This is a genomic window from Nonomuraea sp. NPDC049646 (genome assembly GCF_044465525.1).
Lineage (GTDB): Bacteria > Actinomycetota > Actinomycetes > Streptosporangiales > Streptosporangiaceae > Nonomuraea.
Genome location: NZ_JBITLU010000003.1, coordinates 676,773 through 691,750, shown reverse-complemented (window position 1 = coordinate 691,750; position 14,978 = coordinate 676,773). Strand labels below are relative to the sequence as shown.

General features: G+C 75.2%; 18 protein-coding genes and 1 pseudogene. 15 read left to right on the top strand and 4 right to left on the bottom strand.

Annotation, left to right across the window (positions count from 1 at the left end; all coding sequences use genetic code 11):
- Window positions 1–5 precede the first annotated feature (5 nt).
- From ACIBQ8_RS12205 to ACIBQ8_RS12195, 3 genes are read left to right on the top strand one after another with little or no spacing between them, the layout of a single operon-like run.
- Entirely contained in the window at window positions 6–737 is a 732-nt protein-coding gene (locus ACIBQ8_RS12205) for a class I SAM-dependent methyltransferase (protein ID WP_357991730.1), read from the top strand.
- Window positions 737–1,720 (top strand): iron-containing redox enzyme family protein, encoded by a 984-nt coding sequence (locus ACIBQ8_RS12200; RefSeq protein ID WP_397177950.1) that lies wholly within the window; start codon window positions 737–739, stop codon window positions 1,718–1,720. Before ACIBQ8_RS12205 ends, ACIBQ8_RS12200 begins: the two co-directional genes overlap by 1 nt.
- Entirely contained in the window at window positions 1,717–2,805 is a 1,089-nt protein-coding gene (locus tag ACIBQ8_RS12195) for a glycosyltransferase (RefSeq protein WP_397191920.1), read from the top strand. Before ACIBQ8_RS12200 ends, ACIBQ8_RS12195 begins: the two co-directional genes overlap by 4 nt.
- Here ACIBQ8_RS12195 and ACIBQ8_RS12190 read toward each other — a convergent pair.
- A pseudogene (locus tag ACIBQ8_RS12190) lies at window positions 2,769–2,882 on the bottom strand (hypothetical protein); the annotation flags it as partial. The gene ACIBQ8_RS12195 and the pseudogene ACIBQ8_RS12190 overlap by 37 nt on opposite strands.
- A 375-nt stretch (window positions 2,883–3,257) precedes the next feature.
- Between ACIBQ8_RS12190 and ACIBQ8_RS12185 the strand changes: the two are divergent.
- The 3 genes from ACIBQ8_RS12185 to ACIBQ8_RS12175 all read left to right on the top strand — a co-directional run bounded on the left by ACIBQ8_RS12185 (window position 3,258) and on the right by ACIBQ8_RS12175 (window position 4,870).
- Window positions 3,258–3,833, top strand: a complete 576-nt coding sequence (locus ACIBQ8_RS12185) for a YybH family protein (RefSeq protein WP_397177948.1) — start codon at window positions 3,258–3,260, stop codon at window positions 3,831–3,833.
- Window positions 3,834–3,903: 70 nt separating this feature from the next.
- Entirely contained in the window at window positions 3,904–4,185 is a 282-nt protein-coding gene (locus tag ACIBQ8_RS12180; RefSeq protein WP_397191919.1) for a metal-sensitive transcriptional regulator, read from the top strand.
- Window positions 4,186–4,228: 43 nt separating this feature from the next.
- Entirely contained in the window at window positions 4,229–4,870 is a 642-nt protein-coding gene (locus ACIBQ8_RS12175) for a class I SAM-dependent methyltransferase (RefSeq protein WP_397177947.1), read from the top strand.
- Window positions 4,871–4,932: 62 nt separating this feature from the next.
- On the opposite strand, the gene ACIBQ8_RS12170 is transcribed toward ACIBQ8_RS12175, so the two are convergent.
- Window positions 4,933–5,175 (bottom strand): hypothetical protein, encoded by a 243-nt coding sequence (locus tag ACIBQ8_RS12170; RefSeq protein WP_397177946.1) that lies wholly within the window; start codon window positions 5,173–5,175, stop codon window positions 4,933–4,935.
- 145 nt (window positions 5,176–5,320) lie between these two features.
- Between ACIBQ8_RS12170 and ACIBQ8_RS12165 the strand changes: the two genes are divergently transcribed.
- Entirely contained in the window at window positions 5,321–6,121 is an 801-nt protein-coding gene (locus tag ACIBQ8_RS12165) for a hypothetical protein (protein WP_397177945.1), read from the top strand.
- A gap of 15 nt (window positions 6,122–6,136) precedes the next feature.
- Here ACIBQ8_RS12165 and ACIBQ8_RS12160 read toward each other — a convergent pair whose 3' ends face one another.
- On the bottom strand, window positions 6,137–6,304 hold the full coding sequence (locus ACIBQ8_RS12160; RefSeq protein WP_397191918.1) for a hypothetical protein: 168 nt from the start codon (window positions 6,302–6,304) through the stop codon (window positions 6,137–6,139).
- Window positions 6,305–6,531: 227 nt separating this feature from the next.
- Here ACIBQ8_RS12160 and ACIBQ8_RS12155 point away from each other — a divergent pair, with 227 nt between their 5' ends.
- From ACIBQ8_RS12155 to ACIBQ8_RS12120, 8 genes are read left to right on the top strand one after another with little or no spacing between them, the layout of a single operon-like run.
- Window positions 6,532–6,870, top strand: a complete 339-nt coding sequence (locus tag ACIBQ8_RS12155; protein WP_397177941.1) for an NADH-quinone oxidoreductase subunit A — start codon at window positions 6,532–6,534, stop codon at window positions 6,868–6,870.
- Window positions 6,861–7,907 (top strand): hypothetical protein, encoded by a 1,047-nt coding sequence (locus ACIBQ8_RS12150; RefSeq protein WP_397177940.1) that lies wholly within the window; start codon window positions 6,861–6,863, stop codon window positions 7,905–7,907. Before ACIBQ8_RS12155 ends, ACIBQ8_RS12150 begins: the two co-directional genes overlap by 10 nt.
- A 4-nt stretch (window positions 7,908–7,911) precedes the next feature.
- The gene (locus ACIBQ8_RS12145; protein ID WP_397191917.1) at window positions 7,912–8,817 is read left to right on the top strand and encodes an NADH-quinone oxidoreductase subunit H; all 906 of its coding nucleotides are present in this window, start codon (window positions 7,912–7,914) and stop codon (window positions 8,815–8,817) included.
- The gene (locus tag ACIBQ8_RS12140; protein WP_397191916.1) at window positions 8,814–9,311 is read left to right on the top strand and encodes an NADH-quinone oxidoreductase subunit J; all 498 of its coding nucleotides are present in this window, start codon (window positions 8,814–8,816) and stop codon (window positions 9,309–9,311) included. Before ACIBQ8_RS12145 ends, ACIBQ8_RS12140 begins: the two co-directional genes overlap by 4 nt.
- Window positions 9,308–9,613 carry an NADH-quinone oxidoreductase subunit NuoK gene (gene nuoK, locus ACIBQ8_RS12135; RefSeq protein ID WP_397177937.1) on the top strand — a complete coding sequence of 102 codons (306 nt, stop codon included), beginning with the start codon at window positions 9,308–9,310 and terminating at the stop codon, window positions 9,611–9,613. The genes ACIBQ8_RS12140 and nuoK overlap by 4 nt, the downstream gene beginning before the upstream one ends.
- Window positions 9,610–11,472, top strand: a complete 1,863-nt coding sequence (locus ACIBQ8_RS12130) for a proton-conducting transporter membrane subunit (protein ID WP_397191915.1) — start codon at window positions 9,610–9,612, stop codon at window positions 11,470–11,472. Before nuoK ends, ACIBQ8_RS12130 begins: the two co-directional genes overlap by 4 nt.
- A gap of 3 nt (window positions 11,473–11,475) precedes the next feature.
- On the top strand, window positions 11,476–12,939 hold the full coding sequence (locus ACIBQ8_RS12125; RefSeq protein ID WP_397177935.1) for a NuoM family protein: 1,464 nt from the start codon (window positions 11,476–11,478) through the stop codon (window positions 12,937–12,939).
- Window positions 12,936–14,285, top strand: a complete 1,350-nt coding sequence (locus ACIBQ8_RS12120; protein WP_397191914.1) for an NADH-quinone oxidoreductase subunit N — start codon at window positions 12,936–12,938, stop codon at window positions 14,283–14,285. The genes ACIBQ8_RS12125 and ACIBQ8_RS12120 overlap by 4 nt, the downstream gene beginning before the upstream one ends.
- A 13-nt stretch (window positions 14,286–14,298) precedes the next feature.
- Here the strand turns inward: ACIBQ8_RS12120 and ACIBQ8_RS12115 are convergent, their stop codons facing one another.
- Window positions 14,299–14,958 (bottom strand): FadR/GntR family transcriptional regulator, encoded by a 660-nt coding sequence (locus tag ACIBQ8_RS12115; RefSeq protein ID WP_397177933.1) that lies wholly within the window; start codon window positions 14,956–14,958, stop codon window positions 14,299–14,301.
- Window positions 14,959–14,978: the final 20 nt, after the last annotated feature.

The window sequence follows — 14,978 nt, the reverse complement described above, 5'->3', positions numbered from 1 at the left end:
TGCGCGTGGCCTACGACGCCTCCGCCTACGGGCGCGGGATCGCCGACATCTACGACGCCACGGTGACGGAGCTGCCGACCGGCGCGGCCGTCGAGCGGCTGGCGACGCTGGCCGAGGGCGGCCCCGTGCTGGAGTTCGGCATCGGCACCGGGCGGCTGGCGCTCCCGCTCGCCGCCCGCGGACTGTCCGTCGCCGGGATCGACGCCTCGCCGGAGATGACCCGCGAGCTGCGCGCCAAACCCGGCGGCGCGGCCGTCCCCGTGACGGTGGGCGACTTCTCCACCATGCGGGTCGAGGGCTCGTACGCGCTGGTGGTGCTCGCGATCAACACGATCTTCGCCCTGCCCACCCAGGAGGCGCAGGTCAACTGCTTCGCCAACGCGGCCCGGCACCTGCGCGGCGGCGGGCGGTTCGTGGTCGAGGCATGGGTGCCCGACCCGGCCGCCTTCCGCGACGGCTCGGCGCTGCGGCTGCTGTCGCTGGCCGAGGACGTCGTCCTCATCGAGGCGGCCAGGCTCGCCCCGGCCACCCAGCACATGCGCACCACCCGCGTACGGCTGACCGGCGAGGGCGTGCGGCTGCTGCCCGCCAACCACCGCTACGCCTGGCCCGGCGAGCTCGACCTGATGGCCAGGCTGGCCGGGATGGCCCTGGAACACCGCTGGGCCGACTGGATCGGCACCCCGTTCACCGACGAGAGCCGCGCGCACGTCTCCGTCTACCGCAAGGCCGCCTGATGCGCCTGCCGCCCGCGCGTGGCCCGCTCACCGACCTGCTCTTCGACCGGCTCGCCCGGCCGCCCGCGACGCTGCCCGACGCCCCCGCGCCGGACGGCGAGGAGGATCTCCAGCTCGCCCTGTTCGCCTGCTACGAGCTGCACTACCAGGGCTTCGACGAGGTGGACGACCGCTGGGAGTGGGAGCCGTCGCTGCTGCGCCTGCGCGGCCTGCTGGAGGACCGGTTCGAGCGGGAGCTGGCCGGGGCGGTGCCGCGTCCCGGGCCGGTGCCGCCCGGCGAGGTGCGGCGCGCGCTCACCGCGCTGACCGCCGAGGACGGCGACGGCCCGTCGGTCTCGCTCCACCTCCAGCGCGAGGCCGGGATCGACGCCTTCCGCGAGTTCGTGATCCACCGCTCGATCTACCACCTGAAGGAGGCCGACCCGCACACCTGGGCGATCCCGCGCCTGCGCGGCCGGCCCAAGGCGGCCCTGGTGGAGATCCAGGCCGACGAGTACGGCGGCGGCCGGCCCGAGCGCATGCACTGCGAGCTGTTCGGCCACACCATGCGCGGCCTCGGCCTCGACGACTCCTACGGCGCGTACCTGCCCCGGGTCCCCGCGGTCACCCTGGCCGTCACCAACACCATGTCGCTGTTCGGGCTGCACCGGCGGCTGCGCGGCGCGCTGGTCGGCCACCTGGCCGCGATCGAGATGACCTCCTCGCTGCCCAACCGCCGCTACGCCGCGGGCCTGCGCCGGCTCGGCGGCGACGCGGCGGCGGCCCGGTTCTACGAGGAGCACGTGCAGGCCGACGCCGTGCACGAGCAGATCGCCGCGGCCGACCTGTGCGGCGGCTTCGCGGCCGCCTTCCCCCACCTGACCGGCGACGTCCTGTACGGCGCCGCCTGCGCCCTGGCCCTCGAACGCCGCTGGGCCGAGCACGTCATGGGCCGCTGGGAACGCGGCGCGTCCTCCCTGCTCGACCAGGAGGCGCCCGCGTGATCGACCTGGACTACGTGATCCCGCTGCGCTGGCAGGACGACTCCGGCCTCGACGAGCTGACGGAGTACCTGCGCGCCCTCGCGCCGCACGTACGCGTGACCGTGGTCGACGGCAGCCGGCCCGAGCTGTACGCCCGCCACGCCCGCCGCTGGCGCTGCCTGGTCCGGCACGTCGGCCCGGCGGCCGGCCTGTCCTTCGCCAACGGCAAGGTCAACGGCGTGACGACCGGGCTGCGGCTGGCCGCGGGCGACCGGGTCGTGATCGCCGACGACGACGTGCGCTACGACCTGCCCGCGCTGGCCGAGATGCACGCCCTGCTGGCCCGCGCCGAGCTGGTCAGGCCGCAGAACTACTTCGACCCCGCCCCCTGGCACGCCCGCTGGGACACCGCCCGCACGCTGCTCAACCGCGCGTTCGGCGCCGACTACCCGGGCACGTTCGGCGTCCGGCGCTCGTTCTTCCTGGCCATGGGCGGCTACGACGGCGACGTGCTGTTCGAGAACCTGGAGCTGGTCCGCACCGTACGCGCCCACGGCGGACGCGAGCTGCGCCCGCCCGGCCTGTACGTCCGCAGGCTGCCGTGCGACGCGCGGCGGTTCTGGTCGCAGCGGGTCCGGCAGGCCTACGACGACCTCGCCCAGCCGGTGCGGCTGACGTCGTTCCTGGCGGTGCTGCCCGCGCTCGCGCTGGTGCGCCGTCCGCTGCCGCTGCTGGCCGCCGCCGGGGCGGCCGTCGCGCTGGCCGAGGCCGGGCGGCGGCGGGCCGGCGGGCGGCGGGTCTTCCCCGCCGGCGCCTCGCTGTTCGCGCCGGTGTGGGTGCTGGAGCGGGCGGTGTGCTCCTGGCTGGCGGTGGGGGCGGCCTGCGCGGGCGGCGTGCCGTACGCGGGGGGACGGCTCGCGCGGGCCGCCCACTCGGCGCGGTGGCTGCGCGCGCGGGCTCAGGAGTCGGCGGGCGGGTCGGGCTCGCTCGACGCCTTGAAGCCGACGGACTTGTGCGAGCCGTCGCAGAACGGCTTGGTCGACGACCGGCCGCACCGGCACAGCGCGACCGTGGCCCTTCCGGGGTCGATCGGCTCGCCGTCCTGAGTCAGCAGCTCGAAGGGGCCTCTGATCAGCAGCGGGCCGTCCTCACAGGGCGTGACGGTGGTCGTCGGTTCGTCCATCGTCGTCACCTGCCCCGCCGCCCGACCGTCTCACCTGCGAGGACGTCGCTAGAGGGCCTCCATGGGCGGGTAGACGTGCGGGGTGGGGTGAGCCGCGGGAAGCACGCACCGCCGCCCGGACCGGACGCTGGCACAGCGCTCGGCGTCCTCACGCTGGGGCAGTGGTTCCGGGTTCGCCTGTGTTGGCCGCACTGGAGGGACGCTATAGGCGGCCCTTCCCCACCCGGTCTCGGGTCGGCAACGATCACAGCTCTGAACGGTCTCACCAATGACAGTGAAGCGTTACCGTGAGTAATACCGACATGAGGTAAAGGGGTTGTGCGGAGTGCCTAAACCGGGCATTCGTGCACGACCGGCGAGGGCATCAACCCGGCCATGAGCAAGATTTCTGAGCGCAGGGCACTCCTGCTGGCCGCGATCGTTCCCGTCGTCCTGGTCGCGGGCTGCTCCGCGGGGAGCAACACGCAGGCGATGAAGGGGGAGGCCAGCCCGGCCACGCCGACCGAGACCATGATGACGCCCACCGAGACCGGCATGGAGTCGCCGACCGCCACTGAGACCATGACCGAGACCGCTACGCCGACCGGCACCATGACGGCCGCCACCCAGCCGCGCGCCGCCGTGCAGAACTACTTCGACGCCCTGAAGTCCGGCAACGTGGACGCGGTCGTGAAGACGTTCACCAGCGACGCCGTGGTGGCCTTTGACGGGCAGGCCACGGCCACGGGCTCGCAGGCCGTCCGCAGCCTCTACGAGAAGCTGCTCAAGGACGGCGCCGACCTGAAGTCGGCCACGCACACCATCGACGAGACGCGGAACGCCGGCAGCCAGGACGCCTTCGCGCGCTCGACCAGCAAGCAGGGCGACACCACCTACCGCGAGCTGTTCATGCTCTCGCACCAGGGCGGCCAGTGGCTGATCTCGCGCTTCATGAACAACCAGGGCGCCTGACGGCCCCGCTCCGGAATACGGTAGGGGGGTACCGTGTTGCGGTCGGTGTAGCGAGCGAGAGGACCGGGAGATGGCCGGGTACACCGACGGCAAGCAGGACCACCTCCGGCGGCTGCGCCGGATCGAGGGCCAGGCGCGGGGCATCCAGCGCATGGTCGAGGACGACAAGTACTGCATCGACATCCTGACGCAGGTCTCGGCGACGACGAGCGCGTTGCAGTCGTTCGCGTTGTCGCTGCTGGAGGAGCACATGGCGCACTGTGTGGTCGAGGCGGCGCAGAAGGGCGGGGGCGAGGCGGAGGCCAAGGTCAAGGAGGCCGCCGACGCCATCGCCCGCCTCGTCCGGTCGTGACGGAGCCGCGCGCCGCGCGGGCGGGCGGGTTAGCGTGGGGGACGTGCAGGACCTGACGCGGTTCCAGAACCCCCGCTTCGCCCGGGCGTACGAGCGGATGAGCGCCGAGTCGGAGCGGCGGGGCACGGCCGAGCACCGGCGGCGCCTGCTGGCCGGGCTGGCCGGACGGGTGCTGGAGGTCGGCGCGGGCAACGGGCTGAACTTCGCGCACTACCCGGCGGCGGTGCGCGAGGTGGTCGCCGTCGAGCCGGAGGACCGGCTGCGGCGGCTGGCCGGTCAGGCCGCGGCCGGCGCGCCGGTGCCCGTGAGCGTGGTCGCCGGGCACGCCGCGGACCTGCGCTTCGCCGACGACTCCTTCGACGCCGTGGTGCTCTCGCTGGTGTTGTGCTCGGTGCCCGACCAGCGGGCGACGCTCGGCGAGGTGTTCCGGGTGCTCAGGCCCGGCGGCGAGGTGCGGTTCTACGAGCACGTGCGCTCCTCGCGGGCCGCCGGCGCGCTGCTGCAGGACCTCGTGACGCCGCTGTGGCGGCGGATGGCCGGCGCGTGCCGCCTCAACCGCGACACCGAGCGCGCCCTGACCGACAGCGGGCTGGTGATCGAGGAGCGCGAACGGTTCGCGTTCCGGCCGCTGCCGTTGTCGCCGAGGCTGCCGCACATTCTCGGACGCGCCAGAAAACCGGCCTGACCGGTTCTCCGCGGCCGCTGTGACGACAAATCTGGAAAAATGGGTTTTTGTTCTGACGCGTGTTATTGCGCTGTGGTGTCACCGGGGATGCGCGGAGTGATACGGCGCTGGTCCACCAACGCCAGATAAACCGCGAACGCCCCCTGCGCCCACATCCCCGCCTGCTGCGCGGTCAGCCGGAGCTCCTCGCCCTCGTGCGTGACGATCAGATAACCGCCCGTCGCGCGGCGCCAGGCGACCAATACGTTCTCGTAAACCAGAACGTCGAGCATCGCGGTCAGATATTCGCCTCCGGTGGCGGACACGGCGTAAGCCTCCTTGCTCCTCGCCGAATTCTCGCCCTGATTTTCTTCGTGCTGACTCCATTGTGCGCGCCGCGCCGGGAATTGTCGCACCCGTCCGGCGGGCGGAACCTCCCGGGGCCGGGCGGTGTAGGGAGGTCGGAGGTGCATGATGCAGACGAACGTGGCCGTACCGGCCGGCAGGCCGATCGCGCTGACGGCTGTCGTGCTGGTCGTCCTGGTGGTGTCCGGGTGGTGGGCGGGGGCGGCGTCCGCCTCCGCGCGCGGGGGATGGGCGGTGACCTACCTCGATCCGCCGCCGGCGGCGTTCGCGGGCGGGAAGACGTACACACTGGGGTTCTGGGTGCTGCAGCACGGCACGCATCCCTACGCGGGCGAGCTGGACCCGGTCGGCCTGCGCCTCACCCGGGCCGACGGCAGGACCGTCACCTTCGCCGGCACCCCGCTGCCCGAGGCCGGGCACTACGCCACGTCGGTGGCCGTGCCGGACGGGGTGTGGCGGGTGGAGGGCCTCCAGGGCTGGTTCGAGCCGTACGCCGTGGGGACGCTCACGGTTCCCGGGCGGCTGCTGGCCGACCCGGTGCCGCCGGACAAGGTGGCGACGTTCGGCGGGGACGGGAAGGACCCGTGGGGCGCGGTCCGGCCGCCGGGGTTCCCGCCGGGCAAGAGCACGCCGGCGCCGGCCGGTGAGCCGACCGCGACGCGCGCTGGGGTGCGGGCCGGGGGGAGCGTGGCTGCGCGGGGTCCGTCCGGAGAGGTGCCCGGTGGCGGGGTTCCGGCGTACCTGCTGGTGGCGGCGGCGGGGGCAGGCGCGCTGGTGACGCTCGTGGCCTCGCGCCTGCCCCGCCTGCGCGGCACGCCGGGACGGCCGGACGCCGCGCGCCGGAAGGCCGCGGGCGACCCTCCCGACGCGGACGGCTCCGCGGAGACCCTCGTCATCGGCGGTTAGCGCCGTCGCAGGACGTCAGGCCGAGGGCCGCCGGAACTGCTCGATCATCGCCGCGTAACCGTCGCCGGCGTGGCCGCCGTCCGCCGCGCGCCGGGCCAGGGCCAGGAAGAGGTCCGGCAGCTCGGTGCTGACGCCGAGCGTCCGGCTCTCCTGCGCCAGGTGCTCCATCCCGCCCAGGCGCACCCTCGTCCACGACCCGGCCGCGATCTACGACGACGAGATGCGCGACCTCGTCGCCTCTCTCGGGCTCGGGCGCTGACCCTCCGGCCGGCGACGTGCCCGGGGCCCGTCGCGTTCGTGCTGGTAAGGGGCTGGTTCGCAGGGGATGTCGGTCGCGGGGAAGGCGGATCCCGGTTGCTACCGTGAGGGGCAGGTGATCTGATCTTCGGGCTCTGCGGCAGGTGAGAGCGGTGGGCGCTGTGCTGGGGCTCGTGGCGCTGCTCGCCGCCGGGGTCGCCGCGGTGTACCTGGCCTCGCTGGCCCTGGCGCCCGGCGGGGTCGTGCGCGTGGGGCCGTTCCTGTCCGGGGCGCGGCCTCGGGAGCACGCGGTGTCGCGCTTCCACGTCCGGTGGTACGCCGTGACGCTGGTCTTCCTCGCCTTCGACATGGAGATGGTCTTCATGTACCCGTGGGCCCTGGTGGTGGCCGAGGTGGGGCTCCCGGCGGTGGTGGAGATGTTCGCGTTCCTGGGGCTGCTGCTGGTCGGCGTCCTGTACGCGTGGCGGGAAGGGGCGTTCCGGTGGGCCTGAGGGGGTGGCTGCTGCGGCAGGCGGCGCTGCGTCCCCGGGTGCTCCTCGTCGCCTGCCCGTACGGGACGGGCGCGCGGCTGCTGGCGGAGGCGGAGGCGGACCGTCGTGGCTGGCCGGTGGCGGCGTCGGCGGCGGAGGCGAGCGTGCTGGTGGTGTGCGGGCGTCCGGGGGCGGAGCTGGCGGCGGCCGTACGGGAGGTCCGGAGGGCGGTTCCGGTGCCGAGGGCGCTGGTGGAACTGCCGCCGGACGTCCCGGCCGACCGGGTCGTGGCCGCGCTGGACGACGCCGTCCGCACGCTGGGGGACGAAACCGGCCAGTGGCGGCAGGCCGGCGTCCTGGGGGCATCCGGGAACGACCCGGACGACACGCCCATGGCCGACCGGGGGCCCGACCGGGACGGGCTGAAGCTGGACCGGCTGCACGTGCCGCTGGGCCCCGTGCTCGCGGACTGGCCCGCGGGGCTGGTGGTGGAGACCGTCCTGCAAGGGGACGTCATCCAGGAGGCGCAGGTCAGAACCCTGCCGGCCGACGGCGCGGGGACCCCGTTCTGGACGCGGGGAGCGAGCCGGGCGGAGGCGCGGCGGCGTACGGCGGCGGCCCGGCTGGACAGTCTCGGCAGGCTGCTCGGCGTGGCCGGCTGGCCCGCCGCCGCGGCGGACGCCCGGCGCCTGCGCGACCGCCTGCTCGCGGGCCCCGTGGACGAGCGGGCACGACGCCAGTGCCTCCGGTTCGCGCGGCGGGTGCGCCGGTCACGGGTGCTGCGCTGGATGTTGCGCGGCGCGGGTGAGCTCGGCCCCGGCGCCCCGCGCCCGCTGCGCGGCGACACCCTGGACCGGATGCGCCGATGGCTCGACGACGTGGCAACCCTGACCGACGAACGCCCCGGGCCTGGTGGCGGCGGTGACGTTCCGGTGGGTGGGGTGCTGGCGTTGTTGCCCGGTCTGCTGGCCGGGGCCGAGGTCGCCGTGGCGCGGCTGATCGTGGCCGGTCTCGATCCGGACCTCGACCGGCTGCCGTCGGCCGCCAGGGACGGGTGAGCCGATGGCTGCGGGGACGGCCGTGGGGACGGCCCTCGGGATGACGGTGCTGACGTGGGGGTCGGCGGCGTTCGACGCGGCGCTCGGCGCGGGCCGCGGCTCATGGCGGGCGGCGGCGGTGGCGCCGCTCAGGGAGGCGGCGCGGCTGCTGGTGCAGCAGCGGCGGCGGACGGACCGGGCCGACGTCCTGCTCACCCGGGCCGGGGTCGTGGCGTTGCCGTCGGCCGCGCTGCTGGCCGCCGTCGTCCTGCCGGTCGGGGGCGCGCCGGTGCTGGACCTGGGGGCGGGGGTGGTGTGGTTCAACGCCATGGAGGTGTGCGTCTGGGGGGCCCTGTGGCTGGTCGGGTGGGGGGTCAACGCCGTGTGGCCGCTGGTCGGCGGCTACCGGTTCCTGGCCCAGGGCCTGGCGTACGAGCTGCCGCACATGTTCGTGCTGATCACCGCGGGCGTGGGGGCGGGGTCGCTGCGGTTCGCCGACCTCGTGGCGGCGCAGCGCGGGTTGTGGTTCGGGGTGTGGATGCCGGTCGCGTTCGCGGTCTATCTCGTCTCGGCGGTGGCGATGGCGTTCTGGGGGCCGATGGGGCAGCCGGTCGGACGGGACGTGTGCGGCGGCGTGCCGGGCGAGCTGGGCGGCCCCGACCGGCTGGTCTTCCAGGCCGGACGCCACGCGCTGCTGGTCGTGGCGGCGGCCGGGGCGGTGCCGCTGTTCCTCGGCGGCGCGGCGGGGCCCGTGCTGCCCGGCTGGGCGTGGGGGCCGGTCAAGACGGCGGCGGTGCTGGCCGTGCTGGTGCTGGCCGGGCATCGCGTGCCGGTCGTGCGGATGGACCGGTTCGTGCAGTTCGCGTGGGTGGTGCTGATCCCGGTCTCGCTCGTGCAACTGCTGGTCGTCGCGGTGGCGGTGCTGCCGTGAACGTGGCGTTCTGGGCGCTGGCGGTCGTCGCGGTGGCGGGCGGGGTGGCGGTGTTCGCGGTGGACTCGATGGCGCGGGCGACGTTCGCGCTGCTGGTCTCGCTGCTGGCCGTGGGCGGGACGCTGCTGCTGATCGACCTGGAGTACCTGGGGGTGCTGGTCGTCCTCATGATGGTCATGGAGATGCTGGTCATGGCCGTCTTCATGATCATGTACATGATGAACCCGGCCGGGCTCGTGCCGATGAAGATGGCGCACAACCAGCGGGGCGCGGCGGCCATCGCCGGAACGGTGTTCGTCCTGCTGGCCGCCGGGGCGCTGCTCGTCCGCCCGCCGAGCCGGCGCGGACGGCCGCCGGCGGACCCCACGCACGCGCTCGGACTGTCCCTGATGGGGCCGAAGATGCTGGTCATGATGGTCGTCGGGGTGGCGATCCTGGCGACGATGATCTCGGCCGTGCTGCTGGCCACCCACCGGGGACGGTACGACCGGTGACGCTCCAGGCCTTCCTGCTGCTGGCCGCCGCCCTGTTCGCCGTCGGCCTGTACGGCGTGCTGTCCCAGCAGTCGATCGTCATGCTCATGATGGGCCTCGAACTCATGATCAACGGCGTGATCGCGGCCGGCGGCGCCTTCTGGTACCACGTCGCCCCGGCCGCCGCGGACGGCCAGGTCCTCGTCCTGGTCGCGGTCACCGTGATGGCGCTGGAGATGGCGATGGGCTTCGCCGTCACCACGGCCGTCTTCCGTGCCCGCGACGTGGACACGACCGACGCCGCCGGAGACCTCAGGGGATGAGCCCGTCCCTGTGGCTGCTGCCCGCGCTGCCCGCCGCCGCCGGCGCGCTGCTGATCCCGGTGCGCCGCGCCGCCCCCGCCCTGTCCGTCGGCCTGTCCGTCGGCACGGCCGCGCTCACCCTCGGGCTGGCCGGGCACGCGGCGGCGACCAGGCCCTCGGTCACCGCCCGGCTGATCCTCGGCGAAGGGCTGGCCGTGGACGGGCTCTCGGCGGTCATGGTGGTCACCGTGGCGGCGGTCGGGCTGGCCGTGCTGGTGTTCGCGGCGGCGGAGCAGCGGTCGGGGCGCTTCCACGGGCTGATGCTGATCTTCCTGGGCGCGATGCTGGCCACGGTGACCGCGACGGACCTCGTCCTGCTGCTGATGGGCTGGGAGGTCATGGGCGCGATGTCGTACGCGCTGATCGGCTACCGGTGGCGCGACCGCGAGCGCGTACGGTCCGCGGCCGTCGCCTTCGTCACCACCCGGGCCGGCGACCTGGGCCTGTACGTCGCCTGCGGCGCCGCCCTGGCCGCGGGCGGCGGCCTGGCGCTCGCCGGGCTGCCGGGGCTGCCGCCGCCGTGGCGGGACGTGGTCGCGGGCGGGATCGTGCTGGCCGCGCTGGGCAAGTCGGCGCAGGGGCCGTTCGCGTTCTGGCTGTCGCGGGCGATGGCGGGCCCGAGCCCGGTGTCGGCGTTCCTGCACGCGGCGACCATGGTGGTCGCGGGGGCGTACCTGCTGCTGCGGCTGCACGCCCTGCTCGCGGCCACCGGCTGGGCGGCGGCGGTGACGGCCTGGACGGGCGCGGTGACCGCGCTGCTGCTCGGCCTGGTCGCGCTGGCGCAGCGGGACCTCAAGCAGCTCCTGGCCGCCTCGACCTGCGCGCAGGTCGGCTTCATGGTGCTGGCGGCGGGGGCGTCGGCGGTCTCCGGCGGGGCCGCCCACCTGGTCGCGCACGCCGCGGTCAAGAGCCTGCTGTTCCTGGCGGCGGGGGCCTGGCTGGCGGCGCTCGGCACCAAGGACCTGGCCGGGCTGCACGGCGCGGCCCGGCGGTTCCCGCTGGTGGGGGTGGCGTTCGGGGTGGGGGCCGCGGCCCTGGCCGGGTCGCCGCCGCTGTCGTTGTGGGTGACGAAGGACGCCGTCCTGGGCGGGGTCGCGCAGCCCGGACCGCGGGTGGTGGCCTTCGCCGCGGGGCTGGTGGCCGCCCTGTACGCGGGGAAGGCGCTGGCCGCGGTCTGGCGGCCCGCCGACGCGGCGACCGGCGCGGGAGGCGAGCGGCGGGCCACGGGCCGGGTGCCGGTGCCCGAGCTGCTGCCGCTGCCGGTGCTCGCCCTGGTGGCGGCCGGGTTCGGGATCGTCGGGCTGCCCTCGGTGCACGGCTGGTGGTCCCGGCTGGTGGGCGACCCGGGCGCGCCCGGCCCCACGGCGGGCGAGCTGGCCCTGTCCGGCGTCCCGGCGCTCGCCCTGGTGACCGCTGTGATCGCGGCGCGGCCGGGGACGGCCGTGATCGCCGTGCGGCCCGGGACGGACGTGCTTCCGCGCGTGGGCGGGGCGTTCGGGCGCTGGCTGGGGCTGGAGCGGGCGGCGCGGGCCGTGGTGTGGCGGCCGCTGCTGGGGGCGGCGCGGTGGGCGGCCTGGTTCGACGAGCGGGTCGTGCAGGGCACGGTCGAGGCCGTCGCGCGGGCGGGGCTGCGGGCCGCGCGGCTGGCCGCGAGCCCGCTGGAGTCGGGGCTCGACGGGCTCGTACGGCGGACCGGCGGCGCGGTCCGACGCCTCGGCGGGCCGGCCAGACGCCCTCAGACCGGACAGGTCCACACCTACTTCGCCCAGGCCGCCGTCGCCCTGGTCGTGCTGGCCGTCGTGTTCGCGATCGTGAGGTGAGGCGTGCTCGACGTCGTCGTGTTCCTGCCGCTGGCCGCCGCGGCCCTGGTCGTCCTGCCGGGCGTCACGGCGCGCGCGGCGGGGCTGATCCGGCTGGCCGCGTCCGCCGCCGACCTCGCCCTGGTCGTCGCCCTGTGGGCCGGGTACGGGGGCGGCCTGGCGTACGAGACCAGGCTGCGCTGGATCCCGACGGCGGGGGCCGGCTACCACGTCGGCGTGGACGGCCTGTCGCTCCCGCTGATCGCCATGACCGCGGTGCTGTTCCTGCTCTGCGCCGTCCACTCGCTGGGCGAGCCCACCAGGCCGAAGGCGCACGCGGCGCTGTTCCTGTTCCTGCAGACCGTTTCCACCGGGCTGTTCGCGGCGCTCGACCTGCTGCTGTTCTTCGTCTTCTTCGACCTGTCCATCGTCGGCATGTACTTCGTGATCGTCGGCTGGGGGCACGGCGACCGGGCCAGGTCCGCGCTGATCTTCTTCCTCTACACCTTCCTGGGCTCGCTGGCCCTGCTGCTCGGCTTCGTCGGCCTCTACCTGGCCGCCGACCCGCACACGTTCGACCTGGCCGACCTCACCCGCCGCCCGCCCGACGCGGGCGCGGCCGTGCTGCTCGCGATCGGGATCGGCCTGGGGGTCAAGACGCCGGTCTTCCCCGTGCACACCTGGCTGCCGCCCGCGCACACCGACGCCCCGGCCGCCGGGTCGGCCATCCTCGCCGGGGTGCTGCTCAAGATGGGCGCGTACGGGCTGGCCCGCATCGCCGTGCCGCTGCTGCCCGGCCCGTGGCGCGCGTACGCCTGGCTGGTCATCGTGATCGGCCTGGTCAGCGTCCTGTACGGCGCCTTGGTGGCGCTGGCCCAGGAGAACCTCAAGCGGCTCGTCGCCTACACCTCGGTCAACCACATGGGCTACGTCGTGCTCGCCCTGGGCGCCGCCGGGCTGGCCGGCGGGCCGGCGCGGGCCAAGGAGCTGGCGGTCAGCGGCGCGGTCACCCAGATGGTCAGCCACGGCCTGGTCACCGGCGCGCTGTTCCTGATCACCGGCGTGCTGTGGGACCGCGCGGGCGGCTACGCCCTCGGCCGCTACGGCGGCATCGCCGGACGGGCGCCCGTGCTGGCCTGGCTCACGGCGGTGGCGGCGTTCGCCTCCCTCGGGCTGCCCGGACTGTCCGGGTTCATCGCCGAGTTCCAGATCTTCACCGGCGTGATCGGCTCGGGGGCCGTGGTCGCGGGCGCGCTCTCCGTGACCGGCATCCTGGTCACCGCGGCGCTGTTCCTGCGGGCGCTGCAACGCGCGTTCCTCGGCGGGCCGGGCGAGCTGACGCCCCGGGTCACCGACGTGCGGCCGCGCGAGCTGGGCGCGATCGCCCCGCTGCTCGTGCTGTCCCTGCTCATCGGCCTGGCGCCGCGCCCGCTGCTCGACCTGATCGAGCCGGCCGCCCGCGCCGTCGTCGCCCTGGCGGGCCGATGAGCGCACCCCACGGCGGCGCGGCGGTGACCGCGATGCTGCCCGAGGTGCTGATGCTGCTGGGCGCGGTGACGGCGCTGCTCGCGGGGCTGTTCGTGGGGCGCGGGCGGCAGCGCGTCGCCGCCTGGGCGTGCACGGCGGCGCTCGCCGGGGCCGCCGCGGCGGGCGCCGCCGCCCTGCCGCGCCCCGCCGTCCTGGCCTTCGACGCCTACGCCGTCGATCCGCCGACCGGAGCCGCCCGGCTGACCGTCTGCCTGGCCACCCTGCTCGCCGTGTGGCTGGCGGCCGGCAAGGTCAGGGGGAACAGCAGGGAGACCGAGCTGTACACCCTGATGGTGCTGGCCGCGCTGGGGTCCGTGCTCATGGCGGGGGCGGACGACCTGCTCGTGCTGGTGGCGGCGTACCTGCTGGCGAGCGTCCCGGCGTACGCGCTGGCGGGGTTCGCCAAGGACGCGTCCGGCACCGAGGCGGCGCTCAAGTACTACCTGATGGGCGCCTTCCTCGGCGTGCTCATGCTGGCCGGGGCCACCGTCGTGTACGGCTGGTCCGGCGCCACCGCCTACCCCGCCGCGCGCGCCCCGGCAGTGGGCGCGGTGCTGCTGCTGGCCGGGCCGCTGTTCAAGGCCGGGGGAGCGCCCGCGCACTTCTGGGTCCCCGACGTCACCGAGGGCACGTCGGCGCCGGTGGCCGCGTTCGTGACCACGGTGCCCAAGATCGGGGCGCTGGTGGCGCTGTACCGGCTGGCGACGACGGTGCTGGACGAGCCCGCGCTGCTCGCGGTGCTGGCCGCCGGCACGATGACGCTGGGCAACCTGGCCGCCTTCCAGCAGGAGAGCGTACGGCGGCTGCTGGCGTACTCGACGGTCAGCCAGGCCGGTTACCTGCTGGTCCCGGTCGCGGTGGCCGGGCGCACCGATCTGGCCGCGCCCGCCCTGCTGGTCTACCTGGCCGCCTACGCGGTCACGAACCTGGGCGCGTTCGCCGTCGTGGTCGCCACCGGGGCCGAGCGGCTGGCCGACTACGCGGGGCTCGGCCGCCGGTCGCCCCGGACGGCCTTCGCGCTGGTGGTGTGCCTGCTCGGCCTGGTCGGGACGCCGCCGACCGCCGTCTTCGCCGGGAAGCTGCTGATGTTCGCCGCCGCCTGGGACGGCGGGTACGCCTGGCTCGCGGTGGTCGCCGCCGCCAACACCGTCGCGAGCCTGTTCTACTACCTGCGCTGGATCCGCCCGGTCTTCGCCGCCGAAGGCCCGGCGGGGCCCGCCGCGTCAAGCCCGGTCGCGCAGGTGTGCGCCGCCGCCTCGATCCTGCTCGGCCCGGCCGCCGGGCTCGCCGCGCTGGTCGCCCGCTGACCCGGCGCGCGGGTCACAGGTCGCGTTCCTGGACGTCGAGGATGGCGACCGAGACCGCGACCGCCCTGGCCGCGTCGCCCGCCTCGATCGCCGCCAGCAGGTCGTCGTGCGAAGGGTCGGGCGCCAGCGCCGCCTGCTCCTGGTCCCGGACGCTGTCGCGCAGCGCGTCGCGCATGCTGCGGTAGAGGTCGGCCAGCAGCGGGTTGTGCGCGGCGTCGGCCACCAGCAGGTGGAAGTCGGCGTCGGCGTCGGCGAACCCGTCGAGGTCGCCCGCGCTCGCGGCCGACCCGCGGCGGCCCAGCGCCTCGCGCATCGCGGCCACGTCGTCGCCGGTGCGCTTGACCGCCGCCAGCCGGGCGGCCACCAGGTCGAGCCCGCGGCGCACGTCGATGATGTCCATCGCGGCCGCCCGGTCGAGCCGGCGGCGCAGCGCCACCTGCGACTCGTCGGTGGCGGTGACGTACGTGCCGTCGCCCTGCCTGGTCTGCAGCAGCCCGGCGTGCGCAAGCACCCGCACCGCCTCGCGCACCGACAACCGGCTCATGCCGAGGCTCTCGGCCAGCCGGCTCTCGGACGGGATCTTCGTCCCGACCGGCCACACCCCACTGGTGATCTCCCTGCGGAGCTCCTCGATGGCGGCATCGACCAGCGAGGTCCGCGCGACGTTTCGCATGCGATCTCTTCCGTCCCGGT

Coding starts and splice junctions, on each gene's coding strand:
- ACIBQ8_RS12200 (WP_397177950.1), top strand. CDS start 737: ATGCGCCTGCCGCCCGCGCGTGGCCCGCTCACCGACCTGCTCTTCGAC.
- ACIBQ8_RS12185 (WP_397177948.1), top strand. CDS start 3,258: ATGAGCAAGATTTCTGAGCGCAGGGCACTCCTGCTGGCCGCGATCGTT.
- ACIBQ8_RS12180 (WP_397191919.1), top strand. CDS start 3,904: ATGGCCGGGTACACCGACGGCAAGCAGGACCACCTCCGGCGGCTGCGC.
- ACIBQ8_RS12165 (WP_397177945.1), top strand. CDS start 5,321: ATGATGCAGACGAACGTGGCCGTACCGGCCGGCAGGCCGATCGCGCTG.
- ACIBQ8_RS12145 (WP_397191917.1), top strand. CDS start 7,912: ATGGCTGCGGGGACGGCCGTGGGGACGGCCCTCGGGATGACGGTGCTG.
- ACIBQ8_RS12130 (WP_397191915.1), top strand. CDS start 9,610: ATGAGCCCGTCCCTGTGGCTGCTGCCCGCGCTGCCCGCCGCCGCCGGC.
- ACIBQ8_RS12120 (WP_397191914.1), top strand. CDS start 12,936: ATGAGCGCACCCCACGGCGGCGCGGCGGTGACCGCGATGCTGCCCGAG.
- ACIBQ8_RS12115 (WP_397177933.1), bottom strand. CDS start 14,958: ATGCGAAACGTCGCGCGGACCTCGCTGGTCGATGCCGCCATCGAGGAG.